Source organism: Collimonas sp. GW821-FHT07E08 (genome assembly GCF_059418905.1).
In genome coordinates this window covers 53,005-73,527 of the sequence record NZ_JBWKQR010000019.1, presented here as the reverse complement: position 1 = coordinate 73,527, position 20,523 = coordinate 53,005, and the positions used below count along the sequence as shown (strand labels likewise).

Genomic DNA, 20,523 nt, shown 5'->3' with positions numbered 1-20,523 from the left:
GATTCATTCATTCACCCAATCACCGAGGAAAGCCATGTGCGGTATCGTCGCAGCAGTTGCCCAGATTAATGTCACGCCCATCCTGCTGGAAGGATTGAAGCGGCTCGAATACCGCGGTTACGATTCTTGCGGCGTCGCCTTGCACATGGATGGAAAATTGCAGCGTTCGCGCAGCACATCACGCGTGGCCGACCTGGAATTCCAGGTCGAGAAAGCCAGCCTGTCGGGTTTCACCGGCATTGCGCACACGCGCTGGGCCACCCACGGCGCGCCGGCCACCCACAATGCCCATCCGCATTTCTCGCGCGACCGCATCGCCCTGGTCCACAACGGCATCATCGAAAACCACGACGAACTGCGCGCCGAACTGCAGGCCGCCGGTTATCACTTCGAAAGCCAGACCGACACCGAGGTCATCGCCCACCTGGTCGAGCACATGTATAACGGCGACCTGTTCGCCACCGTGCAGCAGGCCGTGAAACGCCTGGCCGGCGCCTATGCGATCGCCGTGTTCTGCGTCGACGAACCGCATCGCGTAGTCGCCGCCCGCCAGGGTTCGCCATTGATCGTCGGCATCGGCAAAGGCCAGAACTTCGTCGCCTCCGACGCCATGGCGCTGGCCGGCACCACCGACCAGATCATTTACCTGGAAGAAGGCGACGTGGTCGACCTGCAGCTGCAGCGCGTCTGGATCGTCGACGCCGCCGGCAAAGCGGTGGAACGCGAAGTCAAGACCGTGCATGCCTACAGCAGCGCGGTTGAATTGGGCCCGTACCAGCACTACATGCAAAAGGAAATTTTCGAACAGCCGCGAGCGATCGCCAGCACCCTCGAAGGCGTCACCGCCATCATGCCGGAACTGTTCGGCGACGGTGCATTCAACGTGTTCAAGCAGATCGATTCGGTCTTGATCCTGGCCTGCGGCACCAGCTATTACGCCGGCCTGACTGCAAAATACTGGATCGAATCGATCGCCAAGATCCCGGTCAACGTCGAAATCGCCAGCGAATACCGCTACCGAGACAGCGTGCCGAACCCAAATTCGCTGGTGGTCACCATCACCCAAAGCGGCGAAACCGCCGACACCCTGGCCGCGCTCAAGCACGCCCGCGCCCTGGGCATGCAACATACGCTGACCATCTGCAACGTCGCCACCAGCGCCATGGTGCGCGAATGCGCGCTGGCTTACATCACCCGCGCCGGCGTCGAAGTCGGCGTCGCCTCGACCAAGGCCTTCACCACCCAGCTGGTCGCACTATTCCTGCTGACCCTGGCGCTGGCGCAGAGCAAAGGCCGGCTCAGCGACGAAGAAGAAGCCGCCCACCTGAAAGCGGTACGCCACCTGCCTGCGGCGCTGCAAAGCGTGCTGGCGCTAGAGCCGCACATCGTGGCCTGGGCCGAAGCCTTCGCCCGCAAGGAAAACGCCCTGTTCCTGGGCCGCGGCATCCACTACCCGATCGCACTGGAAGGCGCGCTGAAGCTCAAGGAAATCACCTACATCCACGCCGAAGCCTACGCCGCCGGCGAACTCAAGCACGGCCCGCTGGCGCTGGTGACAGAGGAAATGCCGGTGGTGACTGTGGCGCCGAACGATACGCTGATCGAGAAACTCAAATCGAACATGCAGGAAGTGCGCGCCCGCGGCGGCCAGCTCTACGTTTTTGCCGATGCCGATTCGCATATCAGGTCGAGCGATGGCGTGCACGTGATCCGGCTGCCGGAAAACTATGGCCTGCTGTCGCCTATCCTGCATGTGGTGCCGCTGCAGCTGCTGGCGTATCACACGGCGCTGGCGCGGGGGACGGATGTGGATAAGCCGCGTAATTTGGCCAAGTCGGTTACTGTCGAATAGCGAATAGCACTATTTACAGCTTGCCCTTTTGTTCCTGGAGCATTTCCGCCGCAAAGCAGCCATCCTGGTAGCTTCCATTCAGTCGCTTGCGGGTCAGTTCGTCAATGACGTCATAAAAAAACTCCAGATGATAGCGGGGTGCGCCAAATCGCAATGGCGTTTCGCGCACCAACTTGCCGACGATAGGTTTGAACGCATCGACGCATGCCGCTATCGATCCGATCTTTTCTTTGCGGCTGAATTCGCTCACGCCAATTTCCTCCGGCGTGTCGGGAACGATAGCGAAAAGCTGCCGTCCGGCGCGGCACCAGCCGACATGTGGAGGAAAATCCATCACGCCAATGCCATTGCTACCGAAATCCTCGTCGACGCCAAGTTGGAAATCGAGAGGCAGATTCTCATGTACCCACTTCAAATCTCGATACCACTGCGCAATTTCATCTCTCGTTAACGGCAGATGCGGCAATCGCCATCCATGATCGTGGAATGTATTAAAGCGCAATACTGAAATACGCCACTTTGAAAAATATTGCACATATCGGATCAAGTGCTCGCGGCCGTGATTATGCTTGCCGATTGTTACGCCAAGATTGATGTTTAGCGGCTGCCGACTGGCGGCATCCAGTTCGGCGTTGAATTCGTGGATGCGCGCCATGACCCGTTCGCAATCCTGTCCGTGAAATACCCCTTTGATTGGATAAGTGCGGGCCGGCATGAGCGTCAAGTTTTCATCCAGGACACCATGAAAGGTGATGGTGACATTGCCAAAGCCGTTTTCGATGCCGGTCCACAAATAATCTTTCCAGTTAGCGTCCAGCAGCGGGGCGCCGCTGGTCCACATATCGCCCCTCTGCATGGTTTTAGTCGGTTTGCAATCGTGCTCTTGATGAAAGTCGCGGTTATGCGTATTGCCGAATAGTCGCAAAAATGCACCGTTGGCGCTGAAACTGTCCGAGATCATGGGAAAGACGCGATAACCTTGATTGCCAAGGTCGTCCATGATGCGTCTTCCTTCTAGCAAGTCGATTGAACGATTGGCCGCCTCGGGCTGGTTGATGTAGAAGCAATGGGCGCACGCTTGCCGGCAAGTTTTCTTGCCGACCGTGGTATCGAGTTGTAGATAAAGGCTGATATCTTTTGCTTCGATTTGGCGGAACGGCAGCTCGAACGGGATGTCGCCATGTTCGTCATAGGAAATGGGTTCGTTGCCTGTTGTGTCGATCCTATTGCGAATATCCATGATCGGATTTCTCACCAATCCTCTTCCTTGAACACGGCGACCACCAATGCGCAGCTAGGAACGTGCGCAGTAGTCGATGTGGTCATTTTTCCCTGAATCACAGGAAGCGCATCGCGCCGATGGCAAAGATCATCGATTGAAAGCGCGATTTGTCGTTCGACATCCCGTAACGCATGATCTGCATCGGACGAAACCGCGTGATGTTCCACGAATACTCCGCCTCCATGATCGAATATCGCCCACCCGATGCCGGCGGCAAGCCCAATGCGTGCATTGTCGCCCGCCGTGCACATTGCTTGCACTACATATAAACGGTTGCCCCAGCGGGGAATAAAGTCGAGTCGGGCGTTGCTGCGCGGCGCCCACGCCGGTGGGATGACGCTGGAGAGCGGGATCAGGTTGCAGTTGCCAATCCCGGCCTTCCACAAGGCGTCATCGTATGCGGACAACTCAGTCTGTCCAGTGCCGATGCTGGAAATGACGGGTATCGTTCGCTTCATGCTATCGACGCTAATCGCCAGCCGGTTCCGGAAACTCTGTTTGCAATAACTGCGTTCGTCTCTTCAAGCTTGCTTTGATAAACGGCGTGGCGCCGCAACCCAATTCATCGCCCGTATGCACTTCTGCCATCACGGGACAGCGCGAGGTGCAATAGTATGGATCGCGGGACAGTTCGCAATTCGGACATTCCTTGAATTTGTCGTAGGTAAATTGACGAATTCCGCTGAACGAGTTTTCCCAAATATGTTTGAATGATTTGTCGCGTATGTTGCCGGCGCCGAATTTTTCATTCGAGGCGCAAATCGAACATGGATAAAGCGAGCCATCGCTTAGCAGATATGCCATCGCGACGCCGCAAAATTCACGCCCGGTCGCTTGCGCGATGCGATGGCATTCGTCGAGGAACTTGGCAACGCACAATCCCACGGTATCGTTCATGATTTGGTCGTGACGCTTGTCGGCGATATAAAGCTGGGCAGCTTGCTCGACGATATCGGGTTTCGGCTGGTATTCGGCAAAGAATCGTCCGCGTCCAATTGGACTAAATGGCGTCGATCCGAAGAAACACAGGTTCTCACGCGCAAACGCTAAAATCGAGTGCAGTTCCTCGACATTGCGATCCGCTTGCGTCGACATGATGGCGGTTGGAATATTGTTCTTGCGAAGCAGAAGTATGCGTTCGCGCAAATCTTCCCAGGTAGAGCGAATGCGCATTTCCTTATGAAATGCCATGCCGTCGATGCTGACGCTGACCACGCATTCTTCTCGCGGCAGAACATCGATTAATTCTTGGGTGATATAAGCGCCATTTGTCGCTATCGAGATGACAAAGCCCAACGCATGTGCGTAATTGAGTATTTGCAAAAAATCAGGATGTTGCATCGGCTCGCCGCCGACCAGCACCAATGCAAAGACACCTGCTGCTTTTAACTGATCCAATGCATTGAAAATCTCAGGCGTCGATAACTCATTTTTCCTGGGCTTCCCGGCTTCAATATAACAGTGCCGGCATGACAAGTTGCACGAACGGGTGATTTCGAACCATACGATCAACGGGGCGCTCAGGTGAAATTCGTCGCGTACCGGAATGGCATGCAATCTATAGGGTTCAAGTTCTTCCCGCGCCGCGCCGTGCAGCAATCGGGAGGCGACTTCGTCGTTATAAAAACCTATTTCTCCTGTGCCAAATGCTAATACGTACCCGAATTCTTCTCGTCGAATACGCACATCCGGCACGCCTCGACTAACCGGCACGGAATTAGATGGCATTGCCTACCAATACAGCGACTGGAGCAATCGTTTTAGCCGAAACATTGCCTTCAAATAAAAGATCAATGTCCAGTTTTGCGTGACCGTTTTCAGTAATGAATCGCACCAATTCTTCGCGTTGTGCATCGGAAAGATTCAATTTCAATCCTTGCTCGTGATTGCTATTTGATTTAGTCATGGCTGCTTCCTTTAGTTTCGATGGAGGGATGACAACAAATATTTAGCAAATACCTAGCAAATTCAATATATGTCGGTTTCGGGAAATAAGAACTGACAGTTTTGACAGGTAGGAATTGATCTGCTCCCTTGAAATAGTCCGGCATCTGCCTCGCCGCTTGGCTATAACCATCAATCCAATTGGAGACCTTCCGCGAGGACGGCCACCTCGAACGGGCATGCGGGATCTGATTTGAGATCGGTCGGGTTGAACAGCGGGCAGTGCGAGAAAATCGATCATATCCGGTTTCAACAAGATGAATAATTGCTATACGCTTGCCTACGTTTCCTTGCCCTCCCGCACCAAAGGATGCCAGGAATCCTCCGCCAGCTCCGCAGCAAGGAAATCGAGCAAGGTCCTGACAGCTGGAATCATCCCGCGCCGTGACGGAAATACGGCGTGGATGATGCCCGAGCGCGCGCTTAATTGCGGCAGCAGCCTGATCAGCGTGCCGGTTTCCAATTCTTCCACCACCGCTAGCGCAGGCATATAGGCGACGCCTATGCCTTGCAATGCAGCGGCGCGTAGCGTGAGCAGGTCGTCCGTGTGCAGGCGCGGCGTGTGCACGAGTTCTTCGGAATTGCCATCCTTGTCTTGAGAACGCCAGGTGACCTTGTCGCCGGCATAGCCCATGGCGACGATAGGCATTTTTGCCAGGTCCGCCAGTTGCGCAGGCATGCCATGCCGGAGCACCAGCTTGGGGCTGGCGACCAGGATCATTTTCGATGGCCCGAAGGCGCGCATGGCGAGGTCCGAGTCTTCCAGCGGCGGCACCCTGACACGAATGGCGATGTCGATTCCTTCATCGACGACATCGACGCGGCGATTGGTCGCGTCGAGCGCGATGCGTACCTGCGGTTCGGCAGCCAGGAACTTGGCGAGGATGTCGGCCAGGCCGCCCTGGAGAAGTCCGACCGGGCAGCTCATGCGTATTAATCCCTGCGGCGACGATAGCGTCTGGTGCACGGCGTCTTTTGCCGACTGCGCTTCCGCGATCAAGGCCACGCAATGGCCATAAAAGGTCTTGCCGATCTCGGTCAGGGAAAGCTTGCGCGTAGTGCGGTTGAGCAAGCGCACCCCCAGCTCCGCTTCCAGCGCGCTGACGCGCCGGCTCAGCTTGGAGGTCTGCATGCCGAGCGCCTCGGCTGCAGCGGAATAGCTGCCGGCATCGACGACCTTTGCGAAAAAGACAAGGTTATTCAGGTCATTGATTGGTGTCATACCCGCCCCCATTGGTTGATTCCATTTATTTTTCTATTTTCGACAAATATCCATTCTATTTCAACCCATTAATCCCGGTTTGTTGCTGGACTATGATGGCTTCATCAACTCGCAAGGCAAGGTGCAACGGCACTTGGCAATAAGAGCACACCTACTTGGCGATTCTTGGAGAGCAACATGCTGCAAATTCGAAATCTGGATTCACTCGCCGGCAGCGACTTGACCTGGCTGAAGGCCAAGCATCATTTCGCGCTGCACGGGCATAACAATGCGGCTCACGAGCCATTGGGGAGCCTGGTGGTCTTGAACGACGACGAAGTCGCGCCCGGCACAGGATTTCCCATGCATGGCCATCGCGACATGGAAATCGTGACCTATGTCAGAGAGGGTCTGCTCGAACATACAGACACGACCGGCGGACGCGGCCAGATTGCCGCGGGCAACGTCCAGGCATTTTCCGCGGGCAGCGGCATCCGCCACTCGGAAACCAATCCCGGCAGCGGGCCGCTGAAGCTTTTCCAGATCTGGCTGCGTCCACGTCGCCTCGGCATCGCGCCGCGCTGGTCGGCCAAGCCTTTTCCCAAGGCCGAACGGGCCAATCGCTGGGTAGTGCTGGCGAGCGGCCTGCCTGGCGACAAGGAAGCGATTGCCATCGAAGCCGACGCGCGCGTGCTTGGCGCAACGATCACACGCGGCCAGTCCATCGGGTATGAAATCGGCGCTTCCCGCCACGGCTACCTGGTGGTCGCGCGCGGCGCGGTTTCAGTTAACGGATTGCGCCTCGATGCACGCGACGGCATCGCGGCCAAGGATGTTTCAAAGATCGTCGTCGCAGCAATCGACGATGCGGAAGTTGTTCTTGTTGATGCAGCTTGATTTTCCCATTTTTTATTTCTTGCTTTTTATTTCTTATCTTTCATTTTCTTTAAGGAGCACATCATGTCCACACCTAACAAATACCTGCCTTTGATCGGACGTATCCTCATCGGCGCCCCCTTCATCATGAGCGGCCTCGGAAAACTGACTTCCTATGAAGCTACCGTCGGCTACATCGCCAGCGTCGGCTTGCCGCTGGCCGGATTGGGCTTTGCCATCGCGGTGCTGATGGAAGCCGGCGGCGGCGCCTTGCTCCTGCTGGGATACCGCACGCGCCTGGTTGCCCCCTTGATGGCCTTGTTCACGTTGGCGACAGCGATTTTCTTCCACCACAATTTTGCGGATCAGAACCAGATGATCCACTTCCTCAAGAACATCATGTTGGTGGGAGGCTTGCTCAACATCGCCTACTTCGGCGCCGGCCCGGTCAGCCTCGACAGCGCGGCAGGCAGGCAAGCCTTGGGGCCGCAAGGGAAACACGCCTGACAACTGCGCACCGGACTACCGACCTGTTCAACGCAGGCCCGCGAATCCGAAGGGACATGGATCATGCTCTGATCCATGTCCGCGATTTTTTGCCGAATATACTTGCCTGCTCCCTGCGACAAAGAGAATTTTTGCTGGCCAGGAGTGAAACACAGGGAGGCACCTGCCTTGCCACCCCGCCGGCTTACCCTAGCAAAGCGCGCCCACAAAGGGCTCGACAGACTATGTTGTCCGTTTTGACTGAAAATTTAAAAATCGCGGTTGCCCCGACAGACTTTATTGTTCGCTTTCAGTTGAAAATATCGATATGTATGGCAACAATGGTTTTCTACCGGACGGGCTCATTTCTGTAATCGCGCCGGCCATGCATCCGGCATTCTGCAGCCAGCGCCAACAGGTTAGGATCTCGTTCCCGGGTCTTCGGCACGGCATTGACGTCTTTCAGGTGAAAGCCGACGTCGACCGAACCGTGAGCTCTGATTGCAAACAGGTAGAAAATTCATGGCGACTTGGCGTCGGCACAAGCCAGCATGGCGTCACCGATCACACGATCACCTTGGGCCTTGAGCGCCTCGCCGACGCCACGGATGTCACGCACTTCTTTGTTCTGGCTCAGTTTTGACTTGCCCACAAGGCGCGTGATTTCGATCTCCAGACCGACGATGGCCTTGAGCATCGTGTCAATGTACTCCTTGGAGCTGTCCGTCATCTTCCACGGCGTCGGCTGCGACGCTTCATGGGTTCGGGTCAGGCGGGCAACCAGGCCGCGCACGAAGCGCTCATCGTCGCGGATGGCGATGCGTCCGTAGGCATGAGCCACCACGTAATTCCAGGTGGGCACCTGCTTGTGGAACTCATGCTTGGACGGATACCAAGTGGGCGAAACATACGCATCGGCGACGCGAAACACCACCAGTACCTCATCGCCGTCGGATACGTCCCTCCACACCGGATTGGCGCGCGCCACATGGGCATGCAGCACACCCATCTCGCCCTGCTGGGGATCGAGTTCAAAAGGAATATGGTTGGCATCCAGTCCACTTGCGCCATGCGTGAACAGTATTCCAAAGGGATGTTGCCTGATGAGGTCGTGCAGCACGTCTATACGAGGCTCATCGAAATGGGTGGGTACATACATGTCAGTTCTCCCGGTTTTAACCTGGTTGCAACGCTCATGCCTTTGCAGGCAGTAATGGCTGGTTATCCAATCTGGATTATGGTTATTTTCTGGATTACTATGTAGATCCACAATTGATCAATTTTAGCAGGCCAGAATCGTATGCCGCGACGCCCCCAAGCTGTTGATTTGCCGCCCATCAGCGGCTTGGACCGTGCCAGCGGCCATCTCGGCCGCCAATTGACGCACGCCCTGCGCGAGGCAATACGCACCGGCAACTTGAAACCTGGCGACCTTCTGCCTTCGACCCGCCAGCTGGCGGGCGCGCTCGATATCGCGCGCGGCACCGTCATGGAGGCGTACGAACAGCTGATCGCCGAGGGATTTCTCGATGCACAACCAAGGGCGGGCACGCGAGTCGCTTCCGCGCTGGCCCAATCGCGGCCAGCTGCCAGCGGTTCGCAAAAGCCGGCGGCAAACACGACGCCTACCCCACTTCCGGCGCCTGCAGCCGCCTTCGCCAAAGTCGCGGAGCAATTCAAGCCGCTCCCGCCGGTACCCTTTGCCGTTTCCGTTCCCAGCGGCCCGGCAGCGCCCGATGCAGCGTGGCGACGACTCGGCAACCGCATCCGCGCCCGGGGACCAGGCGCGCCCTCGGGCTATGACGATCCTCAGGGCGTCAAGGTCCTGCGGGAAGCCGTGGCAGAGTATGTGCGGAGGTCGCGCTCGGTACAGTGCAGTGCTGAACAAGTCATCATCACGGCGGGAACCCAGCAAGGGTTGTACGTCGCCTGCCAGGTGCTGCTGGGCGCCACCGACATCGCATGGGTGGAAGACCCCGCCTATCGGGGCATTACCGGAATTCTCGAAAGCACAGGGCGGCAGGATCGCATGGTGCGCGTCCCAGTTGACGATGCCGGCATCGACGTCGACGCCGGCATGGCGATGGCAAAGGATGCGCGTGCCGCATTCGTCACGCCTTCGCACCAATATCCGTTGGGAATGCCGATGAGCATGGGGCGCAGGAATGCGCTGCTGGCTTGGGCAAAGAAGAACGGCGCCTGGATCGTAGAGGACGACTACGACAGTGAACTGCGCTATGCCGGACATCCGTTTCCGTCACTGCAGGGACTTGCGCCGGATCGCGTCGTCTACCTCGGCACCTTCAGCAAGATCCTGTTTCCGTCGCTGCGCCTTGGCTACGCCATTGTTCCAGAAGTCTTGGTGCCCGCCTTCTGCGGTGCGCGCGTATTGATGGACCGGCATACACCAAGCGCCGACCAGCACGTCCTCGCCGCGTTCATCACCGAAGGTCACCTGGACCGGCATATCCGACGCATTCGCGGGGTATACGCCGACCGCCGAAACCAGCTGGCAGGCATGCTCGCGCGCTGGATTCCCAAGGATCTTGGATGGCTGCAGCCAAGCGATCAGGGCATGCACCTGGTGCTCTGGCTAGCGCGCGGTATCGATGACGTCCTGCTGGCGTCACGCGCCGTGGAGGCTGGAGTCGCCGTGCGCGCTGTGTCTCCAATGTATTCGGAGGGCAATGGCCGCCCAGGACTCGTCCTCGGTTTAGGCGGATACAGCAACGAGCAGATGGAGACTGCGGTTCGGGTCCTTGCCGAAATCATTATGTCGATGAAAAAGACCACGCGATAAGGTCACGCGGCATCGGCACCGTTGGATTACATTGCACCATAAGCTCTTGCAGCGCGTATTTCCTGAATTGCTTGTGCAATTCTTGAGCTTCACGAATTGGAAAATGAAGATTCAAGAAAGAAAAAGCTTGATTCAAATGTTTACCTCTTCCGTTGGCACTGACGAATGCCTCCTTTATGGAGTGGGACAGAGAGAGGAACCAAGCAATGCGCATCCAAAGTCAATACGAGCACTTTAGGCGCCAATACGCAATTGCAATCCCGTATTGCCGTATAACGGCGTCGCAGAAAAACCGTCCACAGAAATCGTGTCGAATTTCCCTTTAAGACTCGTCGCTGCAATGATATTGATCGTGTCGCCAACGGCAGGTTTATAGCCTCCCTGGAACTTGACATGAAGAGTGCCGCCAGCAATGGTCATGTTTCCTACGACGGCAAGTGTTCCCTGCTGGCCGTTCCCTAAATTCAGTTCCAATGTGCTGTTCGCCAGTTGCGTATATTTCCCGCGGATTGTCAGTGCGCCAGGCGCATTGCTTGCCAGCGTACCGCCGCTGACGTACACATCGCTCGCACCAAAGGCTGACACGGAATCCCCTTCCAGCGTCCCCGCCTCCAGCTGCGCGCCGCCGCTCCAGGTATTGTTGCCGCTCAGTTTCAAGACTCCGCTTCCTTGCTTCGTCAGCTTACCCGCACCTGATATATCGTTACGCCAGTTATCAACGGCGTAAAAACCTCCCTTGCTGGCGTCCATCGATACCACGACATTGCCATTGAAGGCCGCATATCCGTCTGCCGCGGCAAAAAGATTGAGGCGTCCCCAGCCTTCGGCGTCATCCAGAACCGGATATCCGGAGGCAATCGCCGTGGTTTTCAACACTACCCGGCGCTGGACATCGCTGAGGTAAGGCAAGCGCGTCTCCAACAGCACCTCGGCGCCTTTGGGTACATTGGCGGGCGCGGTAGTTGCGCCTATTTGTGCAAAACCATAAGTCGTGCGGCGCAAATAATTTGCCTTGTTGCTCGCATAATCTGCAAACCGGTCTGTGGTAGCGTTAGCAGAGTGAGCAAAAGCATTAAAGGTGTCGGCAGTTGTATTGGTTTGCGCCATAAGCGCGGCATGGGCCTGTGCAACAGCAGCAGTTTTTGCAGCCGCATTAGCTGGATCGGCCAGATTGGCAGCAACCACGGCTTGGCCAAGTACGCGTCCGCTCATCACGTCCAATGGCGAGTGCATGCCAGCCAGAATCCGGTTTTCTCCCAATTCCAGGCCGCGGCTGATAATCTCCTGGAACCGTTCAGGAACGGCATAGGCCATCGCCACTGCGTCGCGGGTGGCCTCCGCCGAATGGCCGCTGGTAAAACCGCCATCCGTTGCGGGTGTCGGGCTCTTCGCCGGCACCAGGGCAGGCACCACAACCACGCTGCTGCTCCAGCGAAATGGCCGAGCATACTTGTAAAAACGTTTGGCTGGTTCTGTTGATCCGTTGTTGCCCATGGCGTTGATAAAATCGACAACTCCACCAAATGCCGGATTGGCGCTGCCGCCGACACCGGTATTGTTACCGCTGTCATTGTACAAAACAGTGGTGGCGTCGGCCGGGACCGCCGTAATGCTTGTAGCCTGTTGCGCCGCCTGGCGCCATGCAGTCGTCAGCGGGCCCATGCCATCAGTGACGCTATATCCTTTGCCGCGACGATCGTCCAGGTAAGCGGCCGCTGCCTGAGCAGAAGTGCGATTGGACGTCGCAGTGACTACATACTGGATGTTCGCGTTGTGCACGGCTGCATTGAGTATCGTGCCGCCCGGGGTTCCATCGTTCGGAATACCTGTCCAGGCCGACGGCGCAATGGCGGGAAAATTACCGACGGCGGGCGCGGTGACGCCAGCGTCGACAATATCGGTGAGCGGCTGCCATATTTCCTTGAAGCCCGCTAGAACACGTACGCCAGCATTCGTTTCCAGAGTCGCATAGCGTGCATCCCCGCGCTGGTTGCTCGCCACATTATCGACAAAAGCAGGGATCGATGCGGCAACTGGCGCTGTGTCGACATAGCCCGGGTCCGCCGGCGGCGGCGGAATGACCAGTGCCGATGGCGTGGATTGCGGAGTCTCGAGTTGATCTGATCCTCCACCGCAAGCTGTCAATGCCATGGATGCACTGATGGCGAGCGCCAGCGGGCGACGCAGGAAGGATTGTCGTAGTCGCATTTTCTATGCCTTCATTTATCAGAAATAAAACGAAGGGATGATAGTTGCCAAATGCTACGACAGCATGACGTTGCAGCCTGCATTTGAATGGCAATGGCGTTCATCGGAATGCATGTCGTTTTTTGTCAGGCACAATCCATGCTTAGAGCGAGGCATTGATTACTTCCCTGCTCTGAGTCATGAGAATAAAAAACCTCGTTCCGCTGGCCATCGTCGCTGCCTGGATCTCGACGCTCACCGCCTGCGGGGGCGGCGACGGCGCCAGCAACAGCGCTGCGAACACCGCCAGTCCAGCGACGCCCGCCACGACCAGTACCGTAAGCGGCAACAACTCAACGACTTCCACGGGCAGCACCGGCACCAATACGACAACCACCGGATCGACTGCCACGCCGGCGACAACGGCGGCGCTGATCGACATCAGCGCCGCGATCCTGGCAAACCAGAACGTCGTCCTCAATGGCGATTCCGTCGTCGACGTCCCCTCCGGGACGACAACTTACAGCGGAATCATTTCCGGCAGCGGTACACTCACGGTCCGCGCGCCGAGCGGATCAGGCACCCTGGTGCTCACCGCCGACAGCAGCTTCACGCTGCCGGCCTCGCAACAAACCGAGACCGCCACGCAGACCAAGAGCCCCACCGATCCCAACCATGTGCATTACTGGGTCATCCACAATCCCAATCCGCCGGCGGTGATAGTCAATGCAGGCGCCACATTGCAGCTGGGCACGCCGTCATCCACCGGCGGCAGCATTGGCAGCTATATTCCCAACACTGCCGGCACCACGATCAATCTCGACAATTTCCAGATCGACGGCACTCTGGTCCTTGAATCCGGCCCGACACTCAACATGGGCATCCTGAGCGGCAGCGGCGTCATCCGGCGTCCGCCCGTCGGCACTACCGGCGGCACCGTCCGTTTCGTCGGCGACAATCCATTCAGCGGTGTCTACTCGCAACTCTACGGCGGTTATTTCGGCGTCGACCATGTCATTTTTTCGATGCCGAATGCGACCATTTTCAGCAACGAGTCTTTCATCACGGCGGCCCCGGAGGGCTTGTTCGGCGATACCGCGCTCCACCAGCTGAAGTATCCGAAAACCATTTGGGAAAGCCATTACGGCGACGATATCAACACCAACTCCGGCCTGGTGATTTTTTCGGGCATCTACAGCTATAGCAACAGCGGCGACCAGCTTAAGCCAGCCTTAAGCGACCCCAGCTTGAATACCATGCTGGTGCAAAATGTCTCTGGCAGCCTCACCGGCGGTGATCACTCCAGCTTCCGCGGCATCAACATCGAGGGCGGCACGACCCAGTGGGGCGACGGCACAACCAGTCAGTTCTTCCTACCTTCGGCGCCGTCGCCCGCTGCGCCTAATTCGGCGGTTAAGAATGCCTATATCAATCTGCACAGAGGCGCGACCCTGGTGTTCGATTACAACGGCAAGTACAGCTGCAACGTAGGCATTACAGGGGGCGGCGGCGGACCGGATGCCGACGGTTCGACCGGAACCGGCAATCTCACCATCGCCGCCACCGCCGGCAATTACGCGATACTGACCATGCCGCAGAACTACAACGGCATCACCACCATCGGCGCCGGCGCCACGCTGCAGATCGGCAACGGTGCGCCGGTCAGCGCGGTGCAGGCGACGGTGGGCGCGCCGACCGCGGCTGCGCCGTATGGCGCTATCACGCGCCAGACCACCGTGGCCACCTACACCGGAGACAGCAGCCTGCTTACGGCGGAATCGGCCAACGGCAGCCTCAGCAACGCCATCGTCGACAACGGCACGCTGATTATCGCCAACACATCGACCGCCATCACCCTGTCGAACATCAGCGGCAGCGGTACGATCAAGCAGGCCGGAGCCGCAACGACTACCCTGTCTGGCGCCAGCAGCTACAGTGGCGGCACCACGATCAGCGGCGGCACGCTGAGCGTGGCCAGCGACACCGCATTGGGCAGCGGCAGCACCACCAACAGCGCGACCTTGGCAACCGCTGGCAGCCAGCATGCGATCAACGTCAGCGGCAACTACACACAGACAGCGGGCGGCAGCCTTGCATTATCGATCGGCAGCGTGTCCGATCAGCTCAAGGCCGGCGGACAGGCGCTTCTGGCCGGCAGCCTGGTCCTCAATTTCGCCTCAGCGCCGGCGCCGGGGACCAGGTTCGTGGTCGTGCAAGCTGCGGGCGGCGTCAGCGGCACGTTCACCAGCGTCAGCGGCAACGGCGTTTCTTTGGTAGGCGGGCAGGACGCTACGAGTTACTACGTGACGGTGCAATGACGGCGCCATGAAGAAAGACGCGGGCTGCCGCCAGCGCAGCTAAGGTTCCCATGACACCGTCACTTTTGGCCGCACGACAACAATTTCCAGCGGTACAAACCAGACAACGGGCCAGCTGAACGCCGGCCTGGTCGCAACAATCAGCAAATCGGCCAGCGCGTTTGTCACGGCAACCTGTACTGCCAGTCTCGGTGGAGCGCAACAGCGCACTGTTATGGCGGATGCAGGCATGCGGTGGAGCTGGTAAACAGATTTACTCTCACGGAGTTGGAAGAAATGACTTTTTCGTTACACAGAATAAGCAGCCTGATTTGTGCAGCAATGATAACCACGTTGGGTGCTGCGTCCGCAAGGGCGGATTCCTTTACACATCCTGGCGCCTTGCATACCCAAGCCGACCTGGAGCGGATGAAAGCCAAAGTCGCGCAAAGTGCACAGCCTTGGCTTGATGGATGGAATATTCTTGTCAAGAATCCTCATGCATCGTTGAACTGGGCGCCGCGTCCTGTTGTCGTGGTTTACCGAGGCAAAGACGGCGCCGGTCATCCAGAGAATTACAGTGCGCTATTCAACGATGCTGCGGCAGCCTATGCGCTTGCTTTGCGCTGGAAGATAAGTGGCGACGATGCCTATGCCGACAAGGCTGCTTCCATCCTGGACGCTTGGTCGGCGACGCTGACCGGGATAAGCGGGAGTTCGGACAAATTCCTGGCGTCCGGAATCTATGGCTATCAGTTCGCCAATGCGGCAGAGATCCTGCGCACATACAAGAAATGGCCTGAGAGTAATTTCAATCGCTTCAAAACGATGATGCTCAACATTTTCTATCCGATGAACCATGATTTCCTGACCAGGCATAACGGCGCAAAAATAGACCACTACTGGGCCAACTGGGACCTCGCCAACATGGATTCCTTGATTGCTATCGGCATACTCGCTGACCGTCGAGACATCTATGACGAGGCGATCGAATACTTCAAGCATGGCGGGGGCAATGGCGCTATCAATCACCTGGTATGGAAAATATATCCGGACGGACTAGGGCAGACGCAGGAGAGCGGGCGTGACCAAGGCCACAATACGCTGAACATTTCATTGCTTGGGGCGTTTTGCCAGATGGCGTGGAACCAGCACGACGACATGTTCGGTTATGACGACAAACGCGTCCTGAAGGGGGTCGAATACATCGCCAAATACAATCTGGGGCAGGATGTCCCTTACACACCGTACCGTAACAGCGACGTGACCCAGGAAGTCATTTCCAGCGCCGGTCGCGGTGATAGCCGTCCGGTCTGGGAATTGTTCTACAACCACTATGTGGTTCTCAAGGGACAGGATGCGCCGTATACAAAGGCGTTCGCCGAGAAAGTGCGTCCCGAAGGCGGCGGGGGCAACTACGGCCCGAACAGCGGTGGCTTTGATCAACTCGGCTATGGCACGTTGACTTATACGTTGCGATGAATTGCCAGAAGTTCGAGACCAAGATGCGATTGGATGACCCGGATGCCGCTGCCGCATAGGCAAAGCATCACATGCCACTCTTGGGCGCCGGCGAAAACAAAACCCCGATGACCTGCAGGAGCGGCGCATTCCTGCGCTGCCAGCCATCTTCTTTGCATGTCCGAGGCAATGCCGACACCGAAGATGCACTAAACAAATTGCAGGCACGCTAAACAAGCAGGACACCTGCTTGCCGCAGGCATCAGTCCCGCCGACAAAAAATGTCAGTCTCTGACAAATGACAGGCAATAAATTCTTCATTGCCGCTAAATGTCGAAAAAAAAGCCCACAATCCTGCTGGTACAACACTTGCTCATAAGCAAGTTCCCGCACTGCTCGCGCGGGTGAATCCGTCATCGGACATTCCATGCGAACCGTAGTCCGCAGGATCCAGCAATAGACACGTGCCGCGGCACGCGAATCGGCAAGTGAAATTATTTGCACAGGCATCAGGCCTGGCCAGAATCAGCACGCAAGCTTCACATGAACACCGGGCTCAACGTTCCAATGCCTTACATGGAAACAACGCATGGCAACGTTTTGAACGCTTATTTTGACCGCTTATAAACCAACTGAACCAACCTTTTTTTGACTAGAACGCAATAACAAAAACAAAGGAACGCACCATGAATAAAGTGCCATATCGACGTCGGCTCGAATTACCCCCATTGCGCCATCTGTCGACACAAATACTGCCTCTCGCCTTGGCGTTGCTGCTTGCAGCCTGCGGAGGAGGAGGCAGCGACGATCCAGCAACCCAGGATGCCGCGGCCAAGTCCTCCAAGGTCCTGGCCGCGGCAAGCGCGGCGGCGGAAACCGTGCTGACGCCGGTGAGCGCCAGCGCCAGTTCGGCGGAACGCGGCGACCTGTCTGCCGCTTCCGCCATCGACCACAACGAGAGTACGCGCTGGGGCAGCGGCTTCTCCGACGATGAATACCTGACGCTGGATTTCGGCACAACCCAGGTCATCAATCGCGTGCACATCGACTGGGAGAACGCGCACGCTCTCCAATACCTGCTGCAGGTCTCCGACGACAACGCCAACTGGACCACGATCAAGACCGTGGACAACAGCCAGGGCGGCTCCGAGGACTGGACCGGGCTCTCAGGGCAGGGCCGCTATCTGCGCATGAAGGGCATCAAACGCTCGACCCAGTACGGCTATTCGATCTTCGAGATCCAAGCCTTCTCAGGCACCCCGGTGGCGCCGCCCGTATCCAATCCGGCGCCCGTGCCGGTCGACACCAGCAAGCCGGGCGTGACCATCACACCGGTCGCGGCGACCTCGTCAGCCCTGGAAAACCCGGGCTTGTCGGCCGCCATGGCGATCGACGGCAAGATGACTACGCGCTGGTCCAGCGCATCCGAGGACGGCGCCTGGATTCAATTCGACTTTGGCGCCAAGACGCAGGTCGGCTATATGAAGCTGCTTTGGGAAAACTCCTACGGCAAGCAATACGCGTTACGCGTGTCGGACGACGGCCAGACCTGGTCGCAGCTGCGCTACGTGAGCAATGGCCAGGGCGGCACCGAGGAATTCTTCAATCTCGGCGTCAATGCCCGCTACATCCGGTTGCAGGGCATAGCCCGAGCCACGCAGTATGGCTACTCGCTATTCGAGGTGCAGTTCAAGACGCCAGGCAGCGACAACACGCTGCCCAGCAACACCACGTCGGCCCTGAAATTTCCCGCCAGCGGCAACGGCTGGACGCCATTGCCGACGTCGGCCGAGCCGCTGGAAACGCTGCAGTTCACGCTGCCCGACGGCACGCTGGTCACCCGCTTCGGTGCGCGCGGCCTGGCGCGCCACGGCCGCGAGCGCGGCGAGGAATGGAATGAGATCGGTTATGGCCCGAACGAGACGGTCGACCCGGCTACCGGCGCACCGGTGGACAAGGGGCCAGGCAATTACCTGACTTTCGTGCCGCAGTACTTCAAGAACCGCACCTGGGGTTTCGAGGTGATCGACAATAGCCGCGTGGCAGGCGTGACCAAGCCGACGCTGAAAGTCAACGAGTACTTCCAGCAAGCCCAGCTGCCCGGCGGCGTGGCCTGGTTCCGCGCCTTCGACCGGCCTGGCGTTACCGGATATGGCTGGATGAATCCCGGCGAGCTGGTGGACCGCAACCTCACCATCTGCCCTCCTGTACCGTACCCGCCGAACGGCAAACTGGCCAACGCCGGCATGTACAACAACGGCTGCAGCCTGACTGTCAGCGGCTACCCAGGGCATGGCGCCCTTGGTCCTGACGGCTTCCCCAATGGCGGCAACGTCCCCGGACGGCCGCTGGTGGTGGGCGATGTCATCGAAGTCTCGCCGTCGTTCTTCTCGACCAAGGACGCCATGCTCGCCAAAGGCGACGACGGCGGCATCCGCTACTACTCTTCCGAATGGATATACGTGGTGGGAACCGGCCTCAGGCCCTGGTACGGCGTGCAGCCGCGCCTGAATTCAGTGCCGCTGCCGGCCGAGACCTTGTCGGGCGGCGTGGGCTCGGTGTCCTACAACTACTCGGACAATGGCTTGTTCATGTTCCAGCAGCCGCAAAACAATGTCGGCATGCAGAACATCCAGCGCTTTGTCGAAGGCCGGCGGCTGGTGCATACCAACTTCACCACCGGCGACCACAACGAACCGGGCAACGACCGCTACGCACCGGCTGTCGGGCTGCAGGGACAACGCTTCAACCAGTCCGCCTGCATCGCCTGCCACGTCAACAACGGCCGCAGCATAGCGCCAGGCGGATTGAACCAGCGGCTTGACAGCATGTCGGTGCGGGTGGCGATGATCGACGCCACGGGGCAGCAGCTGCCGCATCCGCAGTATGGCACCGCAGTCCAGATGAATGGCGTATCGACAACCGGCACCTCGCAGAACTGGGGCAACAGCGTCAGTGTCGGCGGCTTCGAGACCCGTTCGGTGAAGCTTGCCGACGGCACCGCAGTCGAATTGCGCAAGCCGACGCTGGCGTTCGAGGGACCGGTGCCGGATGCCGTCTCGCTGCGCGCCGCCCAGCCCATGATCGGCACCGGCTTGCTCGAAGCCGTACCGGAAGCGGACATCCTTGCGCGAGCCCGCACGACAGCGGACGCCGATGGCGTCAAGGGCCTGCCTAACTTCGTCTTCGATCCTGAGACAGGCGCCGTCCGCCTGGGCCGCTTCGGCTGGAAGGCTTCCAAGGCGACGCTGCGCCAGCAGGCTGCTTCCGCACTGCTACTGGACATGGCTGTGACCTCCCCCGTCTACCCCAACCGTGCCTGCAACACCGACCCTGCCGGCTGCGCTTCCGCCGGCGCCCAAAAGGGCATCTCGGAGTCCGACCTGCAATCGATCTCCAACTATCTTTCGCTGGTGGGCGTGCCAGCCCAGCGCAGTATCGCCAGCGGTTTCCCCAAAGGCGTAGCGCCGCTGGATGAGCATCGCGTCGATCCGGCACAGGTAAGCAGCGGCGCCAAGGTCTTCCAGGGCATACGATGCACGGCCTGCCACGCGGTGGAGATGAAGACCGGGCCGGGCCATCTGTTTGCCGAATTGCGCAACCAGACGATCCACCCTTATACCGACTTGCTGCTGCATGACATGGGTGCGGACCTTGCCGACAAGTTTGTCGAGGGCCAGGCCAAAGGCAGCATGTGGCGTACCGCGCCTTTGTGGGGCATCGGCTACACCGACAAGGTCATGGGCAACAGCGCCAAAGTCGGTTATTTGCACGACGGCCGCGCCCGCAACCTGACCGAAGCCATCCTCTGGCATGGCGGCGAGGCGGATCGCGCCCGCCAGCGCTTCCAGGCGCTGTCCGCGACGGACCGCGACGCGCTGCTGGCGTTCCTCAAGTCGCTGTAGTTCCTAAAGGACCGTTTTGCATGATGTGCAGGCCGCTGGGTAGATGACCTACCCAGCGGCCTTTTGCATGGTTCTCGGCATTCTTATAACCAGCGGAGCCTGGGCGGCGTCCTTTACTTCGGGTTGATTAACAGGCAACATTAATTATTTCCACAGCGCAACGGAAAAATATTTCCTAAAGTCATCATTGCGTAATAAGTAACTGTTATTTTTTACAAGCCGCCAGGACGAT

Annotated in this window: 14 protein-coding genes; 7 read left to right on the top strand and 7 right to left on the bottom strand. The window is 58.2% G+C overall.

What is annotated here, in order from left to right; translation table 11 throughout:
* The first annotated feature begins 34 nt into the window (after positions 1–34).
* Positions 35–1,852, top strand: coding sequence for a glutamine--fructose-6-phosphate transaminase (isomerizing) (glmS, locus tag AC07RZ_RS21230; protein ID WP_494669480.1), 1,818 nt, complete (start codon positions 35–37; stop codon positions 1,850–1,852).
* Between the two features lie 13 nt (positions 1,853–1,865).
* On the opposite strand, the gene AC07RZ_RS21225 is transcribed toward glmS, so the two are convergent.
* The 5 genes from AC07RZ_RS21225 to AC07RZ_RS21205 all read right to left on the bottom strand — a co-directional run bounded on the left by AC07RZ_RS21225 (position 1,866) and on the right by AC07RZ_RS21205 (position 6,300).
* Positions 1,866–3,092 carry a radical SAM protein gene (locus AC07RZ_RS21225; protein WP_494669479.1) on the bottom strand — a complete coding sequence of 409 codons (1,227 nt, stop codon included), beginning with the start codon at positions 3,090–3,092 and terminating at the stop codon, positions 1,866–1,868.
* An 11-nt stretch (positions 3,093–3,103) separates the two neighbouring features.
* On the bottom strand, positions 3,104–3,592 hold the full coding sequence (locus AC07RZ_RS21220) for a pyruvoyl-dependent arginine decarboxylase (protein WP_494669478.1): 489 nt from the start codon (positions 3,590–3,592) through the stop codon (positions 3,104–3,106).
* A 10-nt stretch (positions 3,593–3,602) separates the two neighbouring features.
* Entirely contained in the window at positions 3,603–4,862 is a 1,260-nt protein-coding gene (locus AC07RZ_RS21215) for a radical SAM/SPASM domain-containing protein (RefSeq protein ID WP_494669477.1), read from the bottom strand.
* Positions 4,852–5,040: a hypothetical protein gene (locus tag AC07RZ_RS21210; RefSeq protein WP_342831843.1), complete on the bottom strand. Its 189-nt coding sequence runs from the start codon at positions 5,038–5,040 to the stop codon at positions 4,852–4,854. The genes AC07RZ_RS21215 and AC07RZ_RS21210 overlap by 11 nt, the downstream gene beginning before the upstream one ends.
* 318 nt (positions 5,041–5,358) lie before the next feature.
* Positions 5,359–6,300: a LysR substrate-binding domain-containing protein gene (locus AC07RZ_RS21205; protein WP_494669476.1), complete on the bottom strand. Its 942-nt coding sequence runs from the start codon at positions 6,298–6,300 to the stop codon at positions 5,359–5,361.
* Positions 6,301–6,477: 177 nt separating this feature from the next.
* Here AC07RZ_RS21205 and AC07RZ_RS21200 point away from each other — a divergent pair, with 177 nt between their 5' ends.
* Positions 6,478–7,176, top strand: a complete 699-nt coding sequence (locus AC07RZ_RS21200; protein ID WP_494669475.1) for a pirin family protein — start codon at positions 6,478–6,480, stop codon at positions 7,174–7,176.
* Positions 7,177–7,239: 63 nt separating this feature from the next.
* Positions 7,240–7,662 carry a DoxX family protein gene (locus AC07RZ_RS21195; protein WP_342831847.1) on the top strand — a complete coding sequence of 141 codons (423 nt, stop codon included), beginning with the start codon at positions 7,240–7,242 and terminating at the stop codon, positions 7,660–7,662.
* A 499-nt stretch (positions 7,663–8,161) separates the two neighbouring features.
* Here AC07RZ_RS21195 and AC07RZ_RS21190 read toward each other — a convergent pair whose 3' ends face one another.
* Entirely contained in the window at positions 8,162–8,800 is a 639-nt protein-coding gene (locus AC07RZ_RS21190; protein ID WP_494669474.1) for an FMN-binding negative transcriptional regulator, read from the bottom strand.
* 141 nt (positions 8,801–8,941) lie between these two features.
* Between AC07RZ_RS21190 and pdxR the strand changes: the two genes are divergently transcribed.
* Complete coding sequence (gene pdxR / locus AC07RZ_RS21185) at positions 8,942–10,441, top strand: MocR-like pyridoxine biosynthesis transcription factor PdxR (protein WP_494669473.1); 1,500 nt, start codon at positions 8,942–8,944, stop codon at positions 10,439–10,441.
* 234 nt (positions 10,442–10,675) lie between these two features.
* Here the strand turns inward: pdxR and AC07RZ_RS21180 are convergent, their stop codons facing one another.
* On the bottom strand, positions 10,676–12,649 hold the full coding sequence (locus AC07RZ_RS21180; protein ID WP_494669472.1) for an acid phosphatase: 1,974 nt from the start codon (positions 12,647–12,649) through the stop codon (positions 10,676–10,678).
* Between the two features lie 179 nt (positions 12,650–12,828).
* On the opposite strand from AC07RZ_RS21180, the gene AC07RZ_RS21175 reads away from it, so the two are divergent.
* From AC07RZ_RS21175 to AC07RZ_RS21165, 3 genes are all read left to right on the top strand, one after another.
* Positions 12,829–14,946 (top strand): autotransporter-associated beta strand repeat-containing protein, encoded by a 2,118-nt coding sequence (locus AC07RZ_RS21175; protein WP_494669471.1) that lies wholly within the window; start codon positions 12,829–12,831, stop codon positions 14,944–14,946.
* A 408-nt stretch (positions 14,947–15,354) separates the two neighbouring features.
* Positions 15,355–16,407: an alginate lyase family protein gene (locus tag AC07RZ_RS21170; RefSeq protein WP_494669470.1), complete on the top strand. Its 1,053-nt coding sequence runs from the start codon at positions 15,355–15,357 to the stop codon at positions 16,405–16,407.
* 665 nt (positions 16,408–17,072) lie between these two features.
* On the top strand, positions 17,073–20,291 hold the full coding sequence (locus AC07RZ_RS21165; RefSeq protein ID WP_494669469.1) for a di-heme oxidoredictase family protein: 3,219 nt from the start codon (positions 17,073–17,075) through the stop codon (positions 20,289–20,291).
* Positions 20,292–20,523: the final 232 nt, after the last annotated feature.

What these genes read in the sequence shown, in the direction of transcription:
- AC07RZ_RS21180 (WP_494669472.1), bottom strand. Translation starts at nt 12,649, where the DNA reads ATGCGACTACGACAATCCTTCCTGCGTCGCCCGCTGGCGCTCGCCATC.
- AC07RZ_RS21225 (WP_494669479.1), bottom strand. Translation starts at nt 3,092, where the DNA reads ATGGATATTCGCAATAGGATCGACACAACAGGCAACGAACCCATTTCC.
- AC07RZ_RS21210 (WP_342831843.1), bottom strand. Translation starts at nt 5,040, where the DNA reads ATGACTAAATCAAATAGCAATCACGAGCAAGGATTGAAATTGAATCTT.
- AC07RZ_RS21175 (WP_494669471.1), top strand. Translation starts at nt 12,829, where the DNA reads ATGAGAATAAAAAACCTCGTTCCGCTGGCCATCGTCGCTGCCTGGATC.
- AC07RZ_RS21165 (WP_494669469.1), top strand. Translation starts at nt 17,073, where the DNA reads ATGAATAAAGTGCCATATCGACGTCGGCTCGAATTACCCCCATTGCGC.
- AC07RZ_RS21170 (WP_494669470.1), top strand. Translation starts at nt 15,355, where the DNA reads ATGAAAGCCAAAGTCGCGCAAAGTGCACAGCCTTGGCTTGATGGATGG.
- AC07RZ_RS21215 (WP_494669477.1), bottom strand. Translation starts at nt 4,862, where the DNA reads ATGCCATCTAATTCCGTGCCGGTTAGTCGAGGCGTGCCGGATGTGCGT.
- AC07RZ_RS21195 (WP_342831847.1), top strand. Translation starts at nt 7,240, where the DNA reads ATGTCCACACCTAACAAATACCTGCCTTTGATCGGACGTATCCTCATC.
- glmS (WP_494669480.1), top strand. Translation starts at nt 35, where the DNA reads ATGTGCGGTATCGTCGCAGCAGTTGCCCAGATTAATGTCACGCCCATC.
- AC07RZ_RS21200 (WP_494669475.1), top strand. Translation starts at nt 6,478, where the DNA reads ATGCTGCAAATTCGAAATCTGGATTCACTCGCCGGCAGCGACTTGACC.
- AC07RZ_RS21190 (WP_494669474.1), bottom strand. Translation starts at nt 8,800, where the DNA reads ATGTATGTACCCACCCATTTCGATGAGCCTCGTATAGACGTGCTGCAC.
- AC07RZ_RS21205 (WP_494669476.1), bottom strand. Translation starts at nt 6,300, where the DNA reads ATGACACCAATCAATGACCTGAATAACCTTGTCTTTTTCGCAAAGGTC.
- AC07RZ_RS21220 (WP_494669478.1), bottom strand. Translation starts at nt 3,592, where the DNA reads ATGAAGCGAACGATACCCGTCATTTCCAGCATCGGCACTGGACAGACT.
- pdxR (WP_494669473.1), top strand. Translation starts at nt 8,942, where the DNA reads ATGCCGCGACGCCCCCAAGCTGTTGATTTGCCGCCCATCAGCGGCTTG.